Below are 22450 nucleotides of genomic sequence, written 5' to 3'. Positions count from 1 at the left end.
TGTTGTTGGAATGCGGCAAATTATACGGAAAAACGGGCATTTATAAAATATCCGATATTCACAAATATCGGAAATAGCGGGAGCCCTGGTGGGGCCTAGGTTTGAACTTTTTCCTTGGCGGTTTTTTCCGATATCCATGTCTCCCCTTGGCCTGAGTATGAACGGTTTTTGTGTTCAGGTCGAATCTGGATGCAATCCAGCTCCCCGATAATCCCCTGTAGTACTCCCATAACCCTCTCCGTTTGTTTTGGTCCTGGTTAACCAGGTCGGTGTTTATGCTCGCGAGAAGCTGCCGGAGCGGCTGACTTTCGTTAGCGATGGACGTCAAACGGAGCCGGGTTATCTAGCAAGATTCCAGCTCCATTGCCTGAGTCATAAGAAAGCCTTATGAACGCGTTCAGCTAGTTCACAGTTAACTCTTCAGTAACCTCGTCAACCCATGCCTGAAACTGCTGTAGCGTCTTAGAGTGTCGGCGTTTCAATCGGAATTCATTGCATATGTATTCGACTGGATTCTCGGGCGATTTTTCAATGGCCAATCGAGCAAGTCCCAAGGCTTCAGGATGAGGTATTTCTGCCCAGTCCCTCTCCTCTTCCCAAGGTGCGAGCCCTCGCCATGGGATTTCATCGACGATGTCATTCGGGGATAGCCAAACTACAGGCTTATGAATGTTATCTCTTTTAATTCCTGCCCAGGGGGTGAGCAATTCAAATATGTGCTTGAGCTGTTTTTTACTTGTCCTTGATAGGCCATGCAGGTTGGCAATATCAAGTGCCAATTCATGAAGTGTAATACCATTTTTCTGGGATAGAATTGATTTTGCTATACCCACAAGTGTTTCCTTGTGGTCATCGTCGAAGTAGCGCAAATGGCTATATTCGTCGGATGATATCGTCTCTTCTACACGCTCAGCCTCTTCTGTCAAAATATCATCCACAGGTTCATTGTTAGCTGGGCTAATCTGCTCGTCGCCTGGGGCTGACCTTCTGTCCTCTTCTAGTATTTCATTTAACCTGCGATCAATTTTATCGATCGCCTCTTCTGGATCTTGAAAATAGTCTGTAGACCACAGTCTTACTAATCGCCACCCAAGGTTTTCGAGAATAGCGTGACGCACTCGATCACGATCTCTTGCTGAAGGAGATCCGTGATACGTTGCTCCATCACACTCAACGCCTGCCAAATAAACACCTGGATGGTCTGGATGTATTATTCCTAAATCAATTCTGAACTTACTAACTCCAATCTGAGTTTGAACCCTCCACCCCTTATCTCGTAGTGCCCAGGCTACAGATTGCTCAAAATCGCTATCGAATTGGTCTACCCCATAATCTGCGGTCGCTTGCTCTGCTAGAGCAATAGGCCCCTTCTCAGCAAATTCTAAATAGTGTTTTAGATGTTCAACTGCCAATGCCGACGTACGGCTAAGATCAATCATTGAAGAGTCAAAACTCGAGAATATCAGTACTTCACTGGTAGCCCTTGTGATCGCTACATTTAAACGGCGTTCGCCACCGGACTTATTCAATGGCCCAAAGTTCATACTCATCGTTCGGCCATGTGCTTCGGTAGGTCCGTAGCCCAGGCTGAGGATAATAATGTCACGTTCATCACCCTGCACAGACTCCAGGTTCTTAACAAAAACTCCATCATAAGTATCAGTAGACTGAAAATATGGTTCTATGTGGGGATGTTTTCTACGGGCATCATCCAGTAAATCTTCTACTGTTCGCTGTTGCTCGGTATTCAGAGTTACGACGCCGATAGTCTGGGAAGTGTTTGCAGGATTGGTCAAACGTCGAACAATTTCATCAACGACTGCTGCCGCTTCAATAGGATTGTTCCTTCCTTTACCTTTTGAATAAACGCCATTTACACGATATAGTGTAACTGCAGACTGCTTGGTGTCGGACGATGGATATGTAACGAGCGAGTTCTCGTAATACTTACTGTTGGAGAAGGCAATAAGTGTTTCGTGCCGGCTTCTATAGTGTCCCTTCAGTCTCAAATGAGGCAGTCGTGCGGCTAGAGCCTGATCCAGAATAGATTCAAGGTCTTCTTCATCTGGATCATCTACATTCACTGCCCCACTAAAGAAGCTGGTCGGCGGCATCTGTTTAGGGTCACCGACCACAATCACATTTTTCCCTCGGGCAATTGCCCCTACTGAATCCCACGTAGTCATCTGCGATGCTTCATCAAAAACGACCAAATCAAAACCGTTAAAATCTGAGGGTAAAAATTGGGCAACTGACAATGGTGACATCATCATACAGGGGCATAGGTCCAGTAATCGCCCGCCCATTTCATTGAATAATGAGCGTACTGGCTTATGGCGTGTTTTTTTCTGCAGCTCCCTGGCCAATAGCCCAAATTCTTTAGGGCTACTTTTGGCGAATGGATCCGGAATCGCCTTTGCTGCGATCGCTGCCACATAGTCACTGGTTGTGATGGAAACTTCTTCGTCAAGCTTTCGGAAGTCATCAATCAATTGCTCATGTGTAGAGGCCTTAAACTGCCGCAACTCTTCACTCTGATCGATCAGCTGTGGCGCCAACCAGCGACAGAATGCCGTGAGAGCTTGATCTTCAGCATCGTCCGACAGAATAGTTCTGGCTTCTAGATCTTTGGTGAGATTATCGAGCTTGTAACGTGACAGTTCTTCTTTCGCAGAAAGCCATTCACTCCACGCCTTGAATTTGACTGCTCCAGTGAGCAGCTGCTCAATAGCTGGTGTTACCTCTTCTAACGTGGCGTTTTCATCAAACGAAAGCTCTAGTTTTTCAGCTTCTTCAGCTATTGCCTTGTAGGTTGACCAGTACTGTTTAAACTCATGTTTCTGTTTTAAAATTTTAGAGCTTTCGAGAAAATCACGTCCATCAACTAGCCTTGACTTAATCGCAGTAAGCAAGACGGCAGGATCGTCGGTTAGCGCTACTGCGTCGACCAGAGCGTGATACGCTGATTTTCCTATTGATGCTGACTGTTGAAGACTTTCAGAGCTGGTCTCCCAGCCATGCCAGATGTTGTCAGATTCGAACTGGCCTTTAAGGGAGTTTATGTCCTCTTGAAGTGCAGCAGCTTTTCCCAGATCAGGAAGGACGTCAAGGTCGCTGAATTTCGAGTATCCGAGCTTTTTCACTGCCCCGTTTATCTTGAATTTGACCAAGACCCGCTTAAACCAACTCTCTTTGGCTTCCTCGTACATTTCCACCCATTCGGATACAGGGCTTTTAGCTAGCATTTCTGCTGTAACCTTATACTCTATAGTATCGAGGGCTTTATCAAATGAGGCTTTAGCTCTGCTTAATTCTTCTAGATCGTCTAACGATTCTTTCACGCCTCGTTTAACGATATAGCCGAGGGAGTTTGATTCGGCTAGCTCAACGAGGTTTGCTAGCTGATTGGTACGAACAAGATTGTGCGGTGTGTTTTCCGGCAGTTTAAGGTTGAAGCTGGATACAAGAGTCGCTGCAGAACGGTAGACTTCGTTGAGCGACGTTTGATATCGGTTTAAACAGTCCAAAACCTGGTTTTGCCACGCGTTAGACCAGCTTTTTGCGCGGATTATACGAAACGGTGTAGGATCCAAGCGGGATATATCGTTATACGCCAATGCAGACTCTTTAACTGCAGCCAGCATATCATCTAGCTTTTCTTGGCTGTTAACTGGTGCGCTGTCGAATCCAAGGGGCCAATTAATACTTAGTGAATGTTTGTCTTTGTAACGCACATCTCTAGCAATCGCATCACGAGCGGAGATGCCATATATCGATTTTTTGTGAAGTACCTTTACAAAACCATTGAGTTTATCTCGTTTCTCTTTGAGTGCTCGAACGGAATCAACCCATCCGGCGCTCTGCGACTCGTCGCGTTTATCGGTAGCCATCCTCAGCTGTTCCAACACGGCTTTTTTATTGGCTTTATTACTGTGTAGCTCGAGGCACAAATGGTCGAGTCCAACCTTTTCCATGCGCCGATAAACAACGTTTAGGGCCGCCATTTTCTCAGCGACAAATAGTACCTTTCTACCGAGTGCAAGATTGTGGCAAATGATATTTGCAATGGTTTCCGATTTGCCTGTGCCAGGAGGGCCTTCAAGCACGAAATCTTGGGGTCTACCAGAGGCCTCTACCGCAACTAATTGGGAGCTGTCGCAGTTGAGGGGTGTGAATACCTTTTCGGGATCGACCTTCTCATCAACTTCATCCCTTAGAACGAAGCTGGCGTCCTGAACATATGCATCCTGGGGATGGTCAACGAGGTGTTTAACAAAAGGGTTATCTTTCAAGTCGTCGAGGCGATCTTTCAGATCCATCCACATTAGATATTTCGCAAAGGAAAACGACGCTAGCACCAACTCTTCGACAACTTCAAACCCAGGTTGTTCAGCAATCGCTGCACGTACTGTGTTCCAGACAAGAGCCACATCTACACCGGACTCATCTTCAGGCATAGATTCTCTGAACTGATTCAGGTCTATATTGTGCTCAGTGTTCAGAAACTCAATGAGCGTCATATTAAAGATCGGGCTTTCATCAGGTAACTGACGAACTTTGACGGGTGCTCTCGCACTGCTACGTGTAAGTTCTGCCGGGATCAGGATTAAGGGGGCTCGGTATGAACGATCATCCTCCGGATTCTCCTTCCAGCGCAGCATGCCCAAAGCCAGATATAGCGTGTTAGACCCGCCCTCCTCTAGATCATTCTTAGCCTTCCGAAGAAGATTGACTGCATTTTGCTCGAGTTTCTTCCTGGACATGTTGGCAAGGAGAACATGCTTGTTGAGCTGCTCTAAAGCGTATTCCCGATGAATATCGGACCCAGCCTGTAGACGAAAGGTCTCTCCACTGCGTTCCCTGTCATTGAGAGGACTTTCTTCTGAAGATAGGAATTTGAACGACGCGCCGTCAGCGAGACTATCCTCCATTGCACCGATATCAGGACAGTAGAGCTTTATTGCCACAGCGCGGTCTTTTAATGACAACAATGAATTGCGTTTTGTTAGATCAAGCAGCTTCCTTTGCCAAGTATCAATACGTGTATCTGGTGTTTCATCGATAACTTGTTCATCCGCTCTGACCGGAGGAAGCGGCGGAATAATCGGTAAGCTTAGCGCTGTATCTGAGTCGGAAGGCTTTTCCTCCAGCTGTTCTTCAATGGTGGAAATTGGCTTAATCTTTCTCGCACGGGCCTGTTTGATATCAATCAAATAGACGAAGTCGACCTCTTTGTCCTCGCTAACTAGGTTCCGTGCGTGCTCCTTAGACTGCTCAAAGGTCACAGGCGAATCATTAGTGACAAGCGTGCTTTCAAAAAGTACTAAATCGCGTGCATCAATACGTTTACGTAGATCCATGGGATCATCATTGGTTAAAACAGGAAAATGCTCATCGATCAGCCAGACACCAACGAATGCGTGATTTTTCGTTATCGCTACTACCGGATTTAGGCCCATCGCTTCTAGGCAGCTGGCAAAAAGCAGCGATGTGTCAAGGCAGGCCGCAATTTTAGAGGCGCTGATGTCAGCGGCTAGCCGTATACGTTGTCCGTGCCTGGCAAAACCCTGCGGTGGTGTAACGTAGGCAATTCGTTGAGCGAATATAACGTTCCATAATGCGGCGGCCATCATGTAGGGCTTTTCACGAGTATTAGATTGGTAGCCATCGATGCTTCTTCCGTGGCCACCGTTTTCCAGCATTTCCGCCACTTGCCGTAATAAAGATTCAACATACAGCCCGTTGGGTTTCACGAAGGCAGCCAACAGGTCTGGCTGTCTACTCTCCCCGCCCCAAAAGTTAGCGGGAAGGACCTCAATGATAAATCTAGAAGTCGTTAAGGCCTCATCAGTGTTGTCTCGTAAATTGACTGAAAGTGAAACGGAAACCTTCATTTCTTCTGTTAAATTAAACAACAAGTCATGCGGCACGTTGAGCGGGCGTTTTTGAAGCGAGATCGCTTGTCCTGGACGAATTTCATCGATAGACCATTCTTCTGGAGCGAAGATTTCGGGATCCGAACGTAGCGTGACAACCAAGTTCTTTAATAGTGCGACTGGTGCATTGTCCACTGGCTCTTCGGGCGCGGTTGGCGCGTACAAGCTAATTGACCTGAATATTGGATACGCATTTTGTTGTGCGGCCAATGAGAAGGTGGATAATTGATCTATCTTTAACTGAACGGCGGGCTCAGATGCCATTGGTTCATCCGTATTCGTAGAATTCATGTCAGAACTTTTCTTTCAGAATATTTTGCTAATAACTTATTGTTATACCGCAACCGCGGTTCGATCAAATACTGCCGCAGTGGCAGTTCATTTAATGAGCCATATCAATGCAAGCCGCATGGAGGTCGCTACTACCAGGGCTTTTCGGTCCTACTACCTGATTGACCGCTGTGTAATCCCATTCAATGAGTACGAACTGAATCGGAAAGGCTAACACTGGCGCTTCCGCGGGGTGAAAGAGTTGGTTGGATTGAGGGGTTGAAAAACCGCTTTTGCTGTGCCGTTTGTGTATCATTTCGCCTTGGTCCGTGGTGGAGTCCAAGCGACATTATGCGCCTCTAGTTTGCCTGACACAATTGATGGAGATCAGAAAATAGCCGTTAAAAAACGGTCAGCAATCGGGGCATCTCCAAGTTGTTAGAGATGATTAGCCTCTATATTTAATCGTATTTGGGAGTCAACACAGTTAAAAAAATTCTCCTAAATGTTTCAACTATACATATTTAGTCTTGATTTGAATCATTTCGATATTGCTAACTTTAGAGAGAACTTCATTGGAGAGGGTCAAAATATATTAATAGAGTATATTTGGCGTGTGAGGCTCACAAGGAAATGTCAAATTAAAGGGGCCATTCCTTCAGTATATCACTGGTAATATACTGGCCAGGCTCATACTTACTTAGAAATCTTTTGAAATCCATCCCAAGCTTTCCCGGCGAGGATTTGGACATCGAATCTAAGTCTTTCAGTACAAAGCCTACCTTCACAGCCCCTTCGATATTAGCTTGGTACTTAGTCAGCACGGCATTCCAGAGGAAGGAAATAGGACGAGCCCATTCTCGCAAATTGCCGCTATAAGATAAAGGTACAAACTTCCCGCTAGAGTCAAGTATCCAACCATCTTTTGCTTTTGATCGCCGATTCTCCAGAGTGACAAATGTCTGCTCGTCCAAAAAACGAGCCCCTAATGCTTTGAAGCTACTCTTTGTGTGCACTGTAATTTTTCCATTTAAAAAGCACACCACAGGAAATCTAATAACAGGACCCATTTATTATCCTCAATTAATTGCCCTTTCCAATGCACGCTTAAATTCGAATGAGCCACTTTGCCGTTGAGTCTCATGCGTTTGGGTGAGTCGTGCCATCCCTATTTCGTTATGAGCTATTTGACACTGTGTCACAGTCGATTGTCCTCTAGGTACTTTAGCGCAACACTTAATGCTTCATCAGGCTTTGTATTGATATCTGGCTGGATTTTATATACTAGCTCGTCACGTATCTAGGTTGACAACCCTATTGGCGGCGCAATAATTCCCATTCCTCAGAAATTTGTAAGGTTTCCAAGTTTGATACAGGTGCTGAATCTAATCATTGCAGGAGGAAAAGCTCAGGATTTCATTGCATTAGCAAATAAAGTTTTATTAACTGTAAAGGGTTCATTTGTACTAATTTATTGCGGTATATGTTGATAAAATATTAATCGGCACCGGGATTAAATTCTCATTTGATGTATCAGGGTGGATTTTAAATATTACTTCGACGCCACATGATAAAGGTCTTATGACATGGAATATCATCATATTAAATACGAGCAAATTGGCCCTGTAGCCATCGTTACTTTTAACCGTCCAGAGGTTAAGAACTGTATTGGTACTCGCGCTCACAGTGAGCTGGTGGATGCATTCGATCGCTTTCGTACCGATGACGGAGCTAAAGTTGCGGTAATCACCGGTGCTGGCGATTCTGCATTTTGTGCAGGGGGTGATTTGAAAAGCAATCTTGCTGCAACCGAACCCACTAATCACCCCGATCCTGACGTGGCTGTTTTATGTCCTGTAGAGCCCGCTGATATTGCCCGGCATAACCGAGGAGAAGCTCCAGGCATTATAGGCCCATCCCGCTGGACCGATATTTATAAGCCTATCATTGCGGCTGTGAACGGAATTGCTTATGCGGGTGGCTTTGAGTGGGCATGTTTTGCCGATATGCGGATTGTAGAAGAACACGCATCCTTTGGAATGACTTGTCGTCGTTGGAATATCGGCTTAGCCGATGGTGGTACTCAGCGTTTGCCGCGTATTGTTGGTATGGGACGAGCGCTGGAGTTAATCATCACGGGAAAAGTTATTAATGCTGAAGAAGCTTATCGCATTGGGTTGGCCAACGAAGTGGTGCCAAAGGGAGCCGCATTAGGTCGTGCCGTTGAGTTAGCACAGTATATCTCTACCCTTCCCCAGCCAGCGATTCACTCTGATAAAGAAGCCGCCATTCGTGGTTATGGAAAGGATCTTGATGAAGGCCTACGAATTGAGGCTGAGTGCTTTAACCGATTATTCAGCGACTCTGAATCCAGAGCAGAGCTATCCGAAGGCTTGAGACGCTTTAACGAGCGCGATCATCCTGACCGAGTACGGGGACAAGCCAAAACACCCGGCATTGTTCGTAGCGAAATGGAGTAATTGCGACAAGCCAAAAGAAGGCTGTATTTAAGAGAATATATTGTTTAGGGGCTTAGATACCACGAATATATCTCGGACAATGTAGTAGAGGCCCATAGTGGCTATATGGGCCTAGCTATTTTGGTGAATCAGTGGGGTTCTTATCGTCACTTTTATGATCTGGACAGCCGCCCTCTTCCCAAGGCCCAGTTTTTATTAGACGCATGAATCGGATACATGTTGTTTATTTGCTGTTACGCTCAACCATTCGAATCCATATTCTTACTCCAAGCCATTGGCAAAAACGCATCATCGAGACTGACATTCAGATTGTGGGTAGAGTAATTCGAGAGTACTTTTAGGCTAGTTCCAACTATCACCTCTAGAACCGTCTCTTTCGTATAACCTGCTGCAAGAAACGCCTCAACTTCCTCTTCTGTAGCCCATCCACGTTTCTCATTGATAATGACACTGAATGCTCGGAGTGCTTCGAGTTTAGGGTCATCGAGTGTTTTACCGCTACGCAGAGCCTTGATTACATTTTCATCTACACCGGCCATTTTGCAAACGGCGGTATGCGCAGCCATGCAGTAGGTGCAACCGTTTAGACGGCTGTTTGTCATCAGGATTATCTCTCGCTCCGTTTCGCTCAAGCGAGATTTATCGAATAATCCCATAAGTGTTAGGTAGCTCTCTACCATTACAGGTGATTCGGCCATGGTTGCCATTAGATTGGGTACAAATCCCATTTTCTTTTTAGCGGCTTCTAGAGTTTGCTTAGAGGCTTCTGGAGCTGTTTCAATTGTGTAACGTGTAAAATTGACCATGAGTCTTACCATATAAGTTGGGTTTTACGGTGCTCGATATCGATTTACATTGAGTGCTTGCACCTCTTTGGCGCTAGTCAGCGCTAAAGAGGTGGAGGTGTTTACATACTATGCAGTTGTAAACTGACTCAGCTTTTCAAGTACGGGAAATAAGTCACTGGGTTCTGGGCGACGCGTATAGTCAGGATTCACCTCCGCATATGCGATTGTTCCATCGGTATCTATGACATATCTTGCTGGCATAGGTAAGTTCCACGCGCCGTCACGATGGATGGTCGGGAGTTCGACTTTGAACACCTTGTGGAACTCAATTACATAAGGTTGTAATGTCCAGCGGATACCAAGCTTTTCAGCAAGCTTTCCGCTTTGGTCAGTCAGAATTGGGAAGCTTAGCTTGTTATCTCTCTGAGATTTACGGCTTTCAGCGGGCCCTTGCATGGAAATAGCAACCAGGGTTGCGCCACGCGCTTTGATCTCTGCAGCAACTTCTTCTAACGCTTGCAGCTCAATATTGCAGTACGGGCACCACACGCCTCGATAGAACGTTAGAATAACGGGCCCTTTGGCAAGGAGTTCTTCCAGGACAAGGTCGTTACCGTCTGAATCTGGCAATGTAAAGTATGGGACTTTCTCCCCTACTTTAATCGAACGTTCAACTTGGCCACTAGCAGCCAATTCCTTGGATGATCTGGCAAAGGCTTCAAATGCTCCTTCCGGGGCCTGTTGCTTAAATACTTCTTTGAAAGCATCTAGTTTGTCTTGAAGAGACATAACCTATTCCTCTAATGGTTTAAAGTTTGGAAGCGCGAGCTTTGGGTAAGCCTTCGATGGACCAAGAGGCGATGTACTTAACTCTCCAATTGGCCTCTATGCAGGTACTTACGCCAAACCACTATTGGGAAGGTTAGTTACTTTGATTTGTGCTATAAACATGCTATTTTGAAACTCATTGTATCCATTAGGGACACAATCTGTGTTTCAACAAGCCCATTTGAACGAAATAGTCGTATTTATTGCCGTAGCCGAACACGGAAGCTTTACAAAGGCGGCGGCATCATTGAACTCAACCAAATCAGGCGCTGGTAAGGCAGTTAAGAAGCTTGAGGAGGAATTGGGTCTTAAGCTATTCAACAGAACCACACGAAGTATCAGGCTGACAGAAGAAGGCAAAATATTTCTAGATGCCGCAAAACATGCGTTAGAAACAATCAATGAGGCCAGGCTTTTGCTGCATGCCAGGAAGGATGAGCCTGCCGGACGATTGCGTATCAATTTGCCAATAGGCATAGGCCGAAATATTGTCAGTGCTTTAAAGGGGTTTACGCAGTTGCATCCCAAGGTTACGGTTGAGGTTTCTCTTTCAGATAGCCTGGAGGACGCTATTAAAGGTGAATGGGATGTCGTTGTTAGAATTGGCGAACTAGAAGATAGTTCTTTTATCGCAAAAACATTATGTGGATCTAGACGTATCTTGTGTGCTTCGCCTGAATATCTTTCGCAGAAAGGTAAACCTAAGAATTTGGAGGAGTTAAGAGAGCATGATGCTCTTGTTTTCAGAGCGCCTACAGGAAAAGTAAGAGCCTGGTCATTTCGAGAAAATGATGACTCAATTACTGAATTCTCCCCTTCCCCGCTGGCAATTTTTAGAGATGGACGAACATTGATAGATGCAGTAGTCGCTGGTATGGGTATTGCTCAGGTATATGATACTGCTCTTGGTTCTTCTATTCAGACCGGCGAAGTTATTGAGTTGTTTCCTGAGAAAGTAGTACCCGGTCCACCGCTTAGTGCACTGATTCCCAGTGGTAGAGCGATGCCTGCGAAAACGAGAGTTTTTATCGATTTTCTACAAAGCGTGCTGGATTAGGATTTAGGGTGTCAGGTGAAATTGCAGGAAATTTCATCGAAGGAACCCCCTCTCTAGTTCTAGAAAGGGGGAGATTGGCTGACGAAAACCTTCTGCTTGCTGAGTTTAGGCCTTTCGCTAGGCAATACTTTTAAAGGTTGGCTTGTCCTTTTCTAGCTGTGGTACTGAGCCCGCAAAAACGTGCAGGAAAGTCGTAGGATTTGGGCGTCTGCGATAATTGTCGGTCTCATCTCCGAATAGAACCTTGCCACCTTCATCCAGTGCTATCACCGTGGCCATAATGGTATCCTTAGGGTACCCAGGCATTCCTGCAGGAGAACCGCCAATATCTTCAATGCCTAAGGCTTTAGCACCCATTAGGTTGTCATCTTGAAGAATTTCAAAATGACCAGGCAGGTCAAGCTTGTCGGCTAACTTCCTTGAGTTGTCGTAGCCTTGGTTAGAGATAAACTTTACCTTCACATCATATTGCTTAAGTGTCTCAGCATACTTCTTCACTTCTTTTAACTGGTTCATACAAAATGGGCACCAGTTGGCTCTAAAGAACACTAATAGTGTTTTAGATTCGTCAAAAGAGGTGGAAGACACACTTGTTTTATCTAATCGATTAAAGTTCATTTCAGGCAGTTTTTGGCCTTTTGATATAGCTTTACTCTTTTTACGGTTGTAGACGGAGAATGACCAGATATACCAGTGAAGGGATAGGAAGCCCAGGGCAGCAGCTGCAATAGGAATGTACTGAGGCAAGGATATTGGAGCCTGGTTCGAATAAGTTGAATAAGCAACCAGTGCAACTCCTATAAAGTTAACGGCTTGAATAACTGGTAATCTTTCTGACGTTCTTGAAATGCTGAACACATTTGTCAAGACCATCAAGAAAAATGGTAAAGGCAGGGTCGCTAAAAGTGCGCCAATCCAAATCGGATCGCCGCCAGATATATAGACCATGATGCCGGACCCTATTCCGCCAAGCATGTTTAATAAAATCATTGGTAAAATAAGTTTTGCTTTCATTTCAAGCTCCTGAAGCGTTGGGTTAATGTCCAAAACTTGCGATCTATCCTAGTACATCACATTGACTCAATAATCAGTTCGAATAGAGAAACAATGTTGCGAAAACGGATACAATTGAATTTATTTTATCGATCTATTAGTTGTGGCTGGCATGAGTAACTTACACTCAGTTCTAGCAGGAATTTAGTATTTCTTTACAAATAAAGGAGCTAGTAAGCTGGAAGAAGGTGTAAAGATGTAGACAAGATCAGACCTCGATCTGACAGATCGTCTTGAATAAGAAGGGTTTACCGGTTTTGATGAAAGTGCCTAAACCTAAAAGCAAAACCAAAGATAAACCCCATGATCCATACTAATGATCGCATCATCAAACATTAACTGCTAGGTGATTTCGATTGCAATACCACTCCAAACGTAACTATGCCTTCCAGCGTTTTGATGACGCAACGTTCGCCATCCAATATCAGCCCTCCAAACTGGTTGATCTTCATTCGGGTTATAATATTTGACTGTGGACCCATCCTTGGCAACCAGGATATTATGGAAACCCATTTCATGAGCAGACCCAGGGGAAGGGCCTCGAAACATCATAAAAGCGCAATTGTAATAGGTGTCGGTAAGCAAGTTCCTCGGCATTCCCCCATTACTAGCTGGCTGTATGAGATTTGTAAACAACGTATTATAATCAACTCTATTGCCCGGCTGCGCGAATTGAAGGCACATGTCTTTCTGGGTCGCGTCATATAAAATCCGACTGGTACGCCCAGGGCACTGGGTATTCACATAGTTTCGCACACGCATCGGCGAACTATTGTTGGCCGCCACTAAGGGATGGTCAACACCGTTTGGCATAGGAGGTAGATCCGCATTCTGCCATTTAATAGCGCGCCACAGAGTGTCTTCCACAAAACTCTGTGGCCTTGGCGCACGGATATCAAATCCTGATACTGCGATCTCTGTGCAGTGAGCGGCGCAAGAATTGCCGTTCTGACTCGGTAAAGTTTTAAGATTCAACATCAAAATTTCCTTTTTCGTTGTGCTTGACAGTGAGAGTAGTGAGTCCAATGTACCAATTTGATAGGCAGTAATATATAAAATGGAGTGAAAAATAATATTACGAGTTATTACGTAACCAGCAGTAAAACCGCGTACTTCCCTTTCCTGATTTAAGGGCCATTTTTTCAATGCCACTTTCAAAGGACTTCGAGACTGAAGCAGCTCTGTCTGAGTAACAACACAGAGATATAAATTCTTAAATCAATCGCTATAGCAGTTCTGCGGTCGTTAGTAACCATAGAGATTTTATTAATAAAAAGGGTAATGTTTTTAGTCAGCGTTTTAACCTCCACATCCTTGGCATAATCGTATAAATTTAATAATGTCGTTAGGAAGGGCTATAGATGTTTGATGTGGCCCCATACACTCCAAACTATTTTTTTATTTATAGATAACGCAGAAGACGGGCCCTTAACTTTTCGAGCCATCCTAATCTTCCATCTATGACAGTTACCAGCTGGAGAATAGCCTCATAAGGTCGAGATTTTCAGGAGTGTCAACTCGCTTTCCGTCAGTGCCTTCACTCTACCAATAACCTAATATTTTCTATCAAATTCATTTCAGAGTTTTTATAAACGTGCTTTACTGGTGTAAAAAGCTCGGTTATCCCCTGAGCCTCTTTATTCAGCATCACAGGTTATTGGCAGTAGTTCTTTTTGAGAATCTAACTGTTCTAACTTTACTGGTTGCACCACCTGCTCTCTAATCATGTCAGCAACTTCGAACATAGAGGCAGCTTCATAGCCAAGGGGTTAGGTTTGGCTGCTGAAATTTTCAGGGTGTTTTAGTGCCTCCGAAGCAATTGTTGCTACGTCACGTGCATCAACCAGCTCCATAGTTCTAGTTATCCTTCATTAGGCTCCGTTTGCCCTAAATGCGTTTATCTCATTTAGTGATCAGCGTATCTATCACAGGAACTTATATGCCTTTCTGATAGTCAAATTTTGCCAACTGAATTCTGGAAAGTTATTGATAGGTTCTGATTGCCATGGAACGACGTGATTTCGCAAAATTATTTCTTGGGGCTACCTCTGTACTTGCTGTCCCTCGACCACTCATCGCTTTAGATGCTTTATCAAGTCATCCAGTGAATGATGATGACGAGTTTCAACGTCTGATTCGCCATCGTATTCTTAAGCAACACGCGGCACATGCAGCAGTTGCAGGTACCCTAAATTTTTCTGATCGTCGAATCATTACTGTTCGAGAGCCTCAAGCCAAGGATACTTATCAACTAGGGGACGATACGATTTTTGAAATTGCGTCGTTAACTAAGATATTTACGGCCTTGCTATTGGCTGTTGAAGTTGTACATAAGAGAGTGAAACTCGATGATCCTCTCCAGGATTACGTACCAGCCGGTGTAAAAGCTCCAACTTTTGAAGGGCAACAAATCACTCTCGCCGACCTGGCTACTCATGCTGCTTCTCTTCCTCTAAGACCAAATAATCTTGCTGCATTGGCGCCCGATGCGCCCAATAAGTACGCTGGATATTCCTTTGAGCAGCTCTATGGTGGCTTGCCAAGTTATCATCTGAAAGCTACCCCGGGTACTCAATTCAGCTATTCAAACCTGGCTTTTGGGCTCTTAGGTCAAGGACTTGCTTTGAAAGAAGGCCGCTCTTTTGCAACGATACTGCGAGAGCGTGTGACGGGACCTTTAGGGCTAAGTGATACCACTTTAGAGGATGATCCCAAGAAGTCTGCTCGGCGAGCTCAAGGCCATGACTTTTATCTCAGTCCGATCGGCCCAACAAGCGATGGAGTGCTCTCACCCGCTGGCGGTTTACGATCTACAGCCAGCGACCTCCTCACACTTCTCGACTTGTTTATCAACGGTCGAGGTCCTAAGGATTTGGTTGCCGCATCGCGGTTAATGCTGTCAATTGATAGGCCGGGAGGCAGTGATATCACTCGTATGGCCCTGGGTTGGCGCAGGACAACCACCAATGGAGAGACTTATTATTGGTCCAATGGCAGCAGTGATGGATCGCGTACATTTATGGGCTTTAACCCAGCGCGGGGAGCAGGTGTTGTTGCCTTGGCAGATACTGCCAGCGGTGAAGGGCTGGATGATATTGGCCATCACTTCTTGAACCCCGAGCAGACGGTATCTACCAAGATTGTCCCTGTCCCTGTCCCAGACTTCATCACTTTACCAGAGGAGGTGCTTTTGAGAGGTGTCGGGCGCTATGGGCACGGAACAGATGATATTGTCGAAATCAGCCGTGGCTATACAGGTCTTATAGTTTCAGCGGAATATGGGGAGTTCGTAATTCGACCGCAATCGTCCACAATCTATGCATCGAAGATGGTCCCAGGGTTGACTATTGAGTTTGAGGAGGGCGATATGAGCCCTGCCCGCTCGTTTATTCTTCGTCAAGGCGGAAAAGCTTATTCCTATAAACGACTGCCCTAGTTTGAATAGTCGGTTAGTTACTACTGGGGTGGAAGGAAAGAATACACCGCACTCGAGACACGCTGTGAATACATCCCTGTAAGCTCCTAATCGGCATCCATGCCTCATAGGGGCCCAAGCGCGGTGTATTTTTCCCTTCTCCCTTTTTAGTAAGTGCAGCCTAGGGAAATATTGGAAGAAACAGTTTTAACTTATTGATTAATTGAGATTTTTTATGTCAGTCAGGTCATTGCTGCAAATTGATTTTTCAATACCACATCTTAATTGGGCTGGATTAGGCCGGGTTTCGTAGTGACCGACGCTCAGTAATTACTAGCCGAGTTCAAAATCAGCAAAAATCATTTAAAGTGGCTCAAAATACTGCGAACTACCTCAATCCCTCCACAATATTAATCTATGAGTAATCTCCAGAAGAATTATTGCAAGACACTTTAATTCGAGGTGGATTGTTAAGAAGTGCTATTCCTGAATGATTTCAAGAATATTAATGTACAGTCGTGCTAAGTAATATTATATATTCTATTTTGCTCTGGTTTGGCATCAGAGCAAAAACAGTGAATTCCATCGCTGAAAGTAGCAGGAAAAGGCAGGAGAATAATTATGACAAAAATAGTGAGCCGCAGTATCAACCGGGAAGTGAGTTTTACCGTGTTGGTAGAGGATAATTCGCCGATACTTTTTCAAACGAAGGTCAAAAAATCACTCGAAAACTGGCTGGATGAAGCACAGACTATCTTAAAACGAGCGATAGATATGTGCACTGTAGCGATTACATACCCTGATAAGGTTCCTGATAAGTTTAAAAATTTAGTCTCCTACTACTTCGGCCTTCCTATGGATTGCCCGCCACAAAGATATTCAAATTGCGTAAATGCGATACTTCAAAAACTCAGTAAAACCCAGATAGGCTTGAGTGGTGATGTGGAGTGTGCGGATGTAAAAATGATGCCCACCTTGTGTAAGGTTCAATGCTCTACCATATCGACGATAGGATATCCATTTGGTATTGAGGACCCTTCGAAAAATGCGGCCGGGTTTGTGTTTGTGCCCTTTACGGAAAGTTGGGGCAGATCAATTTCAAACTTCTGTAAGTTGTCATGGGCTGGTGGAGGGCAACTTAAGGGGGGGAGCTTTATGAAGCCCAATCAAAACCCTATCTGCTTGAGTTTTAGTAAAATTTGGGAGAAAGGTGAGGTATTCTGCATTGTTACTCTGATCCATGAAGGAACACATAAATATGCGCAAACCGTGGATCATAAATATTTTAATGATGAAGGCATTGCGGATAAATTGGATAAAGCTATCAGTGAAGGTGGCGCTATATGGATGAAGTTCCATCAGGACAATGGTAAAACCCATGAACAAGCATTCAAGCTTGTTGTACAGCAGGCATTCAATCAGTTACGCGGACAAGATGCAGCGGCAACTCTTATGGCAGAGCTCACTGAGGTGAAAGCGGTGGAAAATGCGGACTCAGTGGCATGGTTTGCGTATGACGTAGCACAGCTTCCCTCTGAGCAGGAAGTTGGGAGAATTGTTACCGGGATGGTAGGTAAACGAAAAGTGCACCCAAGCCTACTTAATCATTAGAGGAAAACCCAGGGGGCAGTCTAATTAATTGAGACGATTACGTTTCCTGCAATTTGGGGTCCTATCTCGAAATCAGAGAACTGTCCCCAGGGCCCAAGGATTTCTATGTTTGGGGTGTAGATGCTCGGGCAAATGCGTGAGTGGTGAAGGATTGGTTGATATTGGTCACCACTTCCCGTACGCCGATCACACGGTACCAATTTACACTGTTACTACCTCGGATTTTATCGATGGAATTGGAGAGTTACTTTAGGGAGTAAGCTAACGCGTGTGAAGCAGGTGATACCATCGAAATCAGTCGTGACCATGCCAACCCTATTGTTTCAACGGGATCTGGAAAGTTCGTAATTCGGCGGCAATCGTCCACAATTTATGCATCGAAGGTCGTATCAGCGCTAACTATTGAGTCCAAGTGAGGGGACATGAAGGCTCGCTGTTCGCTTAGTCTTATAAGTGTGTATCTCTATATGGATAAATACGGCCCGCTTATCGCTTCAGGCTAATACCTTGAAAGGAAAGATCAATGCCCTATCCAGAAGTTACGATGTCTAGTGACACAATCCACAACCCGAAAGAACCCCGACACCTTATGCGCGCCAAGATTGTGCTTAGGACAGTGCGTGTGCGTCGTGGTGGCAAGGTGATTGCCGAGAGTAGTAATGCTTTGAGAGTTACAGAACTCGCAAAAGATATGCTCGACCCCGTATTCTATTTCCCAAGAGAAGATGTTCTTGCTCCCCTCTTCCTTATAGAGGGAAAGACAAGCTATTGCCCACTGAAAGGCGATGCCAGCTACTTCTCAATCGATGATAGCGGAGAAGCTATTGCATGGGCCTATGAAGCTGCTTTTGACTTTGCCGGGGTGATCAACGGGCGTATTGCCTTTTATCCAGATCAAGTGGCAATCGAAGAGGTTGGAACTTCATCATGACCCTCTTCCCATAGACTCTTTTAGGTTAATGATACAAACCATGCCTAGAAGCTGGCTGCAATAACGCTCCGCCCTTTTATAGACACTTGTAGCGAAGGACTACTCCGCCCGTTTCAAGGGTATCTGCCCGCATCAGCTCAAGATTTTTCTGGATACCGTCAGGTTTGAAGAGAGGTGAGCCAGCTCCTAGTACGATAGGTGCTAGGCATATCCGGTACTCGTCTACTAGACCTTCTCTGAGCAGAGTAGCTACAAGATTCGAACTACCAAATACGAAGATATCCCTCTTCCCGGTCTCTTTTTTCAGCGCGCGAACATGTTCGGCCGCCTCGCCTTTCAGTAGACGAGTATTTGACCAATTGGCGGTTTCTAGCGTGCGAGAGATGACGGCTTTTTCAAGCGAGTTCATCATGTCCGCAATAGCCCCAGTTTCGTTTTGCCAATAATCGGCCATTCCTTTATAGGTGCGACATCCGAATAGCAAGGTGCCGATTTCATCACCCTGTCGAAGAGAGAAGGCTTCTAATTCGTCGCCCCACACTGTTGCGTGATAGTCCAATGACCATGGGGCGGTGCCTTCAAAGCAGCCGTCCAATGACATCACATTCCAAACCACTAACCGTCTCACAATCTGATCCTCATATATTTGTCTCTTGCATTGTCTGTTGGGACTGAGCTTGATGAGGGCAGTGTCACTCAGCTTGTTAGGGCCTTGCGCTAGTAGCTCTGGGCTTCCGAGGCGGTTTGGCCATGCGTAGTTTAAATACTCTTTCGCGATATCTCTCTGTTACTTCAAACCGAATTTGTAGCAGCTTGAATTGTCGCAATATCGATCTTTCTCATGGTCATCATCGCGGTGAAGGCGCGCTTTGCCTTGTTACGGTCGGGATTCGTTGTAAGATCGAGTAGCAGTTTTGGCGTAATTTGCCACGAGTGACCCCAGCGATCCTTACACCAACCGCAGGCGCTCTCTTGCCCACCGTTATCCACAATCGCATTCCAGTAACGGTCAGTTTCCTCCTGGTTTTCGGTGATAACCATGAAACTGACCGATTCATTCGGAGTTAGATTTGGGCCACCATTCAGACCTATAAACTTGCGCCCGAGGACAGTCAATTCAACGGTTAGCTCACTGCCCTCATGGCCACCGGGGTAGTCGGCGGCGGCCGCATTAACGCGGTCGACATGGCTGTTAGGAAAAGTTGCTGCATAGAATTCCGCCGCTTTCTTTGCTTCGCCGTAGTCGAACCAAAGACAGGTAACGAGTTCTGTCATTTTGATATCTCCTTGGGATTTAAACGGGTCGAATACTTACTCTGCTGAAAGGCTCTGGCATTGATAGTTATATCGGGACATCTGGTGGGCGTTCCAGATCTGATCTTACTGCCGAGCGTATCGGCATAATGTGCGCAGCTCCCCTTGAATACCAAGTAAGTGATGGGCTCCATAACTTTCGAGTTCCTATCTCTGCTTATCTATCCCAAATTGCGCTTAGACTGCCGGCCCTACTCTCGTTGCAGGGAGAAATCTCCAGTCGTGATACTTCCGCCTCGAACATAGGTCACACAAATTACACCGCTATCTGTCGTCATGGCTTGCTGTACATGGAACGCTGTAGGGATCACACCTGAACCGAAAAGACGTTTCCCGTTACCCAGGACCAAAGGAAAAATCAGTAATTTGAACTGATCAATTAGGTCCGCTTTGAGTAGAGTTTGAATAAAGTCAGCACTGCCTGGAACCAACAAATCAGGGCCATTGCTAGCCTTAATTACACGAAGCCTCGAGATTGGGTCATCCCCCAGCCACTCACTGCCTTCCCAGGTAAACTCAGGTTTCGTGCGGGAAGCCACGTATCGTGTTGTACCGTCGATTTTTTTGGCCAGCTGGATTTCACTTTCATCAACACCCTCAGGCGGAGGGTCAGCAGCAACTTTTGGCCAATGTGCAGCGAAAATATTGTGAGTCCGATGGCCAAGTAGTAACTCAAATGGTGCTGCGAACACATTGCCCATGAATTCACCAACACCTTCATCAAAATAGGAAGCTACCCATCCACCAAGCTCAAAGCCCCCTGAAGAGTCCTCTTCCGGGCCGCCAGGGGCCTGCATCACACCATCCAGGCTAATAAACGTGTTTACAGTTATTTTTCGCACAAGTTCTTCCCTGTTGGTTCTATTGGTCCAAATGATGCTGCGGGTTGTACTTGGACTGTTACTCAATGGCTATTGAAGCCTGAAGAGAAGCAATATTGCCCTTCCTATTCGGCTTCTACTTTTCTTGCTTCCAAGTATGCAGTCAGATTGGAAAGAGCGCGCTGCCACCCATTGCGAGTTCCCTCGATTATTCCCGAGCCGACCAGGGAGGCGATTTGTATCGTTACCTTGAGTTCTGTCACGCTTTCACTATTGCCGATCTCCACGCTAATCAAAGAGATACTCAGTGGAGAGCCATCCGTAGTTACACGTTCGGTGAACAGAAGCCGATGTGGCCTTCTGATTTCGTAATAGTGTGTTTCAACCCTGAATCGCAGATCGTTACTTTGACCGCATCGATGTATGTCAATGCCTCCTTCGCGAAAGTCATTTTCGAGAAATTCAATTGTTTCATCTTCAGAAGGAGGCCCCCATATCGAGCGGGCTTGCGGGTCTTCCCATGCGGAAAATACCCGCTCTCTCGGTGCTTTGATCGTTCTACTGATCGATATGGTGTCGTGGGATAAATCTTGGCTCATGCGAATCCCTCTGCGATGTTTGCAAAGCGTGAACAGCCGAGTGCAAAAAATAACGATAGTTAGCTTTTTGGATAACTATAGTTAACAGTAATTGTTAGGTCAATGGATAACCCGCGAAAGGCTCCGCGCGGTTAAAGCTTCAGTGCTAGGTGGGGTGGAGGGAGAGAAATTGGTTTACGCCTATGGGATCCGTACTGTTCGGGCATTTACCCCTTTTGTACTAAGTCATCCTGCTCTTCTGCATCGAGCGTTTCGACATAGCTCGCCATCCGAGCCATCCGGCCTTCCCATATAGCCGTTTGTGTATTGATCCATTTTTGTGCGGCAGTCAGTTGCTTGGGTTTTATCTCACAGGTTCGCACGCGACCGGTTTTCTTGGAGCGAATCAAGCCCGCATCCTCCAGCACACCAATATGCTTCATGAATGAAGGGAGTGCCATCTCAAATGGTTCTGCGAGCTCGGTGACCGACGCTGGTCCGCTTATCAAATGCTGAATGACAGCGCGTCGTGTTGGATCAGCCAGAGCTTGGAAAACAGTATTCAGGTTGTCGTGATTTTCTTCCATCTGAATAAGTATATCGCTGAAAAATTGTTAGGCAATGGCTACTGGGTGTAGCTACGTATTAAAAGCAGCTTAAGGTTACTTGGAAACTGCTTATTCAGTCATTCGATTAGCCTCGCCACCTCAACGATAATGGATATGCTCTAGAGCGTCTGCAAGCGCTGGTTTGGCTCCCTACTATGATCATAGAATCAGGTGGAGTCGATTAAATGGTGTTATAGGGCAAAGATAAAATGTTTCAGTGTTAACAGGCTACTGGAACCCCATTACTTAAAAGAATAAGGTGCAACAGTGATCGATTTTACTTATCAAAAGGATGTTCAAATCGAACCTATCTCTTATACAGTCCGGGCAATGCCAGAGAAGGTCTTCGATGCCTGGATCATACCCAACATGGTTGAAAAATGGTGGGGGCCTGACAATTTCACGACACGTGTACTCAACCTCACTGCCAAGGTTGGTGGGTGCTTTGCTTTTGAGATGACTGCTCCAAGCGGCAGTTCCTGTATTATGTCTGGTGTGTATCGCAGCGTTGACAGGCCAAAGCGATTAGTTTTTGAAGTCCACGAGCATTGCAATCTTAATCTGCCAAACAGTACCGAGCCGCAAGAGAATGCATCTTTGGTCGAAGTTGTTTTCAGGGGCAGTGAGCTTGGTACCATCGTTACTCTGACACATACGCTTCTCAACACTGACTACGCAAAACTGGCAAAAGCCAGTTGGACTCAATCAATTTGCCAAATGGAAGCTGTACTTACCGAATCTATCACGAGCTAGTGTTTTC

The 22450-nt window shown here is 45.6% G+C and carries 17 protein-coding genes; 6 read left to right on the top strand and 11 right to left on the bottom strand.

From position 1 onward, the window contains the following. Positions 1-401: 401 nt before the first annotated feature. Both ACYX4J_RS10645 and ACYX4J_RS10640 read right to left on the bottom strand, forming a co-directional pair. Entirely contained in the window at positions 402-6200 is a 5799-nt protein-coding gene (locus ACYX4J_RS10645; protein ID WP_476178572.1) for a DUF4011 domain-containing protein, read from the bottom strand. Between the two features lie 647 nt (positions 6201-6847). Next, positions 6848-7276, bottom strand: coding sequence for a hypothetical protein (locus ACYX4J_RS10640; RefSeq protein WP_475710238.1), 429 nt, complete (start codon positions 7274-7276; stop codon positions 6848-6850). A gap of 516 nt (positions 7277-7792) precedes the next feature. Here ACYX4J_RS10640 and ACYX4J_RS10635 point away from each other — a divergent pair. Further along, entirely contained in the window at positions 7793-8686 is an 894-nt protein-coding gene (locus ACYX4J_RS10635) for an enoyl-CoA hydratase/isomerase family protein (RefSeq protein ID WP_476178571.1), read from the top strand. A gap of 239 nt (positions 8687-8925) precedes the next feature. On the opposite strand, the gene ACYX4J_RS10630 is transcribed toward ACYX4J_RS10635, so the two are convergent. Together ACYX4J_RS10630 and ACYX4J_RS10625 are read right to left on the bottom strand one after the other, a co-directional pair. Further along, positions 8926-9492 (bottom strand): carboxymuconolactone decarboxylase family protein, encoded by a 567-nt coding sequence (locus ACYX4J_RS10630; RefSeq protein ID WP_475710236.1) that lies wholly within the window; start codon positions 9490-9492, stop codon positions 8926-8928. A gap of 108 nt (positions 9493-9600) precedes the next feature. Further along, positions 9601-10263: a peroxiredoxin-like family protein gene (locus tag ACYX4J_RS10625; RefSeq protein WP_475710235.1), complete on the bottom strand. Its 663-nt coding sequence runs from the start codon at positions 10261-10263 to the stop codon at positions 9601-9603. 202 nt (positions 10264-10465) lie between these two features. Between ACYX4J_RS10625 and ACYX4J_RS10620 the strand changes: the two genes are divergently transcribed. Then, positions 10466-11359, top strand: coding sequence for a LysR family transcriptional regulator (locus ACYX4J_RS10620; protein ID WP_476178570.1), 894 nt, complete (start codon positions 10466-10468; stop codon positions 11357-11359). A gap of 117 nt (positions 11360-11476) precedes the next feature. On the opposite strand, the gene ACYX4J_RS10615 is transcribed toward ACYX4J_RS10620, so the two are convergent. Together ACYX4J_RS10615 and ACYX4J_RS10610 are read right to left on the bottom strand one after the other, a co-directional pair. Next, positions 11477-12373: a TlpA family protein disulfide reductase gene (locus ACYX4J_RS10615; RefSeq protein ID WP_476178569.1), complete on the bottom strand. Its 897-nt coding sequence runs from the start codon at positions 12371-12373 to the stop codon at positions 11477-11479. 381 nt (positions 12374-12754) lie between these two features. Further along, positions 12755-13564 carry a hypothetical protein gene (locus ACYX4J_RS10610; protein ID WP_476178568.1) on the bottom strand — a complete coding sequence of 270 codons (810 nt, stop codon included), beginning with the start codon at positions 13562-13564 and terminating at the stop codon, positions 12755-12757. A gap of 853 nt (positions 13565-14417) precedes the next feature. On the opposite strand from ACYX4J_RS10610, the gene ACYX4J_RS10605 reads away from it, so the two are divergent. The 3 genes from ACYX4J_RS10605 to ACYX4J_RS10595 all read left to right on the top strand — a co-directional run bounded on the left by ACYX4J_RS10605 (position 14418) and on the right by ACYX4J_RS10595 (position 18369). Beyond that, positions 14418-15848 (top strand): serine hydrolase, encoded by a 1431-nt coding sequence (locus tag ACYX4J_RS10605; RefSeq protein ID WP_476178567.1) that lies wholly within the window; start codon positions 14418-14420, stop codon positions 15846-15848. Between the two features lie 600 nt (positions 15849-16448). Then, positions 16449-17438 (top strand): hypothetical protein, encoded by a 990-nt coding sequence (locus tag ACYX4J_RS10600; protein ID WP_476178566.1) that lies wholly within the window; start codon positions 16449-16451, stop codon positions 17436-17438. Between the two features lie 523 nt (positions 17439-17961). Beyond that, a complete protein-coding gene (locus ACYX4J_RS10595) occupies positions 17962-18369 on the top strand; it encodes a DUF427 domain-containing protein (RefSeq protein WP_476178565.1) in 408 nt (135 codons plus the stop codon). A gap of 76 nt (positions 18370-18445) precedes the next feature. Here the strand turns inward: ACYX4J_RS10595 and ACYX4J_RS10590 are convergent, their stop codons facing one another. From ACYX4J_RS10590 to ACYX4J_RS10570, 5 genes are all read right to left on the bottom strand, one after another. After that, on the bottom strand, positions 18446-18970 hold the full coding sequence (locus ACYX4J_RS10590) for a dihydrofolate reductase family protein (RefSeq protein WP_476178564.1): 525 nt from the start codon (positions 18968-18970) through the stop codon (positions 18446-18448). Between the two features lie 191 nt (positions 18971-19161). Further along, positions 19162-19644, bottom strand: a complete 483-nt coding sequence (locus tag ACYX4J_RS10585; RefSeq protein WP_444913804.1) for a VOC family protein — start codon at positions 19642-19644, stop codon at positions 19162-19164. Between the two features lie 230 nt (positions 19645-19874). Then, entirely contained in the window at positions 19875-20525 is a 651-nt protein-coding gene (locus tag ACYX4J_RS10580) for a dihydrofolate reductase family protein (protein WP_444913803.1), read from the bottom strand. A 104-nt stretch (positions 20526-20629) separates the two neighbouring features. Continuing rightward, the gene (locus ACYX4J_RS10575) at positions 20630-21103 is read right to left on the bottom strand and encodes an SRPBCC family protein (protein WP_444908266.1); all 474 of its coding nucleotides are present in this window, start codon (positions 21101-21103) and stop codon (positions 20630-20632) included. 206 nt (positions 21104-21309) lie between these two features. After that, entirely contained in the window at positions 21310-21669 is a 360-nt protein-coding gene (locus tag ACYX4J_RS10570) for an ArsR/SmtB family transcription factor (RefSeq protein WP_413661976.1), read from the bottom strand. 288 nt (positions 21670-21957) lie between these two features. Here ACYX4J_RS10570 and ACYX4J_RS10565 point away from each other — a divergent pair, with 288 nt between their 5' ends. Beyond that, a complete protein-coding gene (locus tag ACYX4J_RS10565; RefSeq protein WP_413661975.1) occupies positions 21958-22443 on the top strand; it encodes an SRPBCC family protein in 486 nt (161 codons plus the stop codon). Positions 22444-22450 lie beyond the last annotated feature (7 nt).

The sequence above is a fragment of the Microbulbifer sp. ABM4_008 genome (assembly GCF_056311705.1).
Note: the sequence above shows the minus strand (reverse complement) of the source record. Positions and strands in the feature narration are given on the sequence as shown.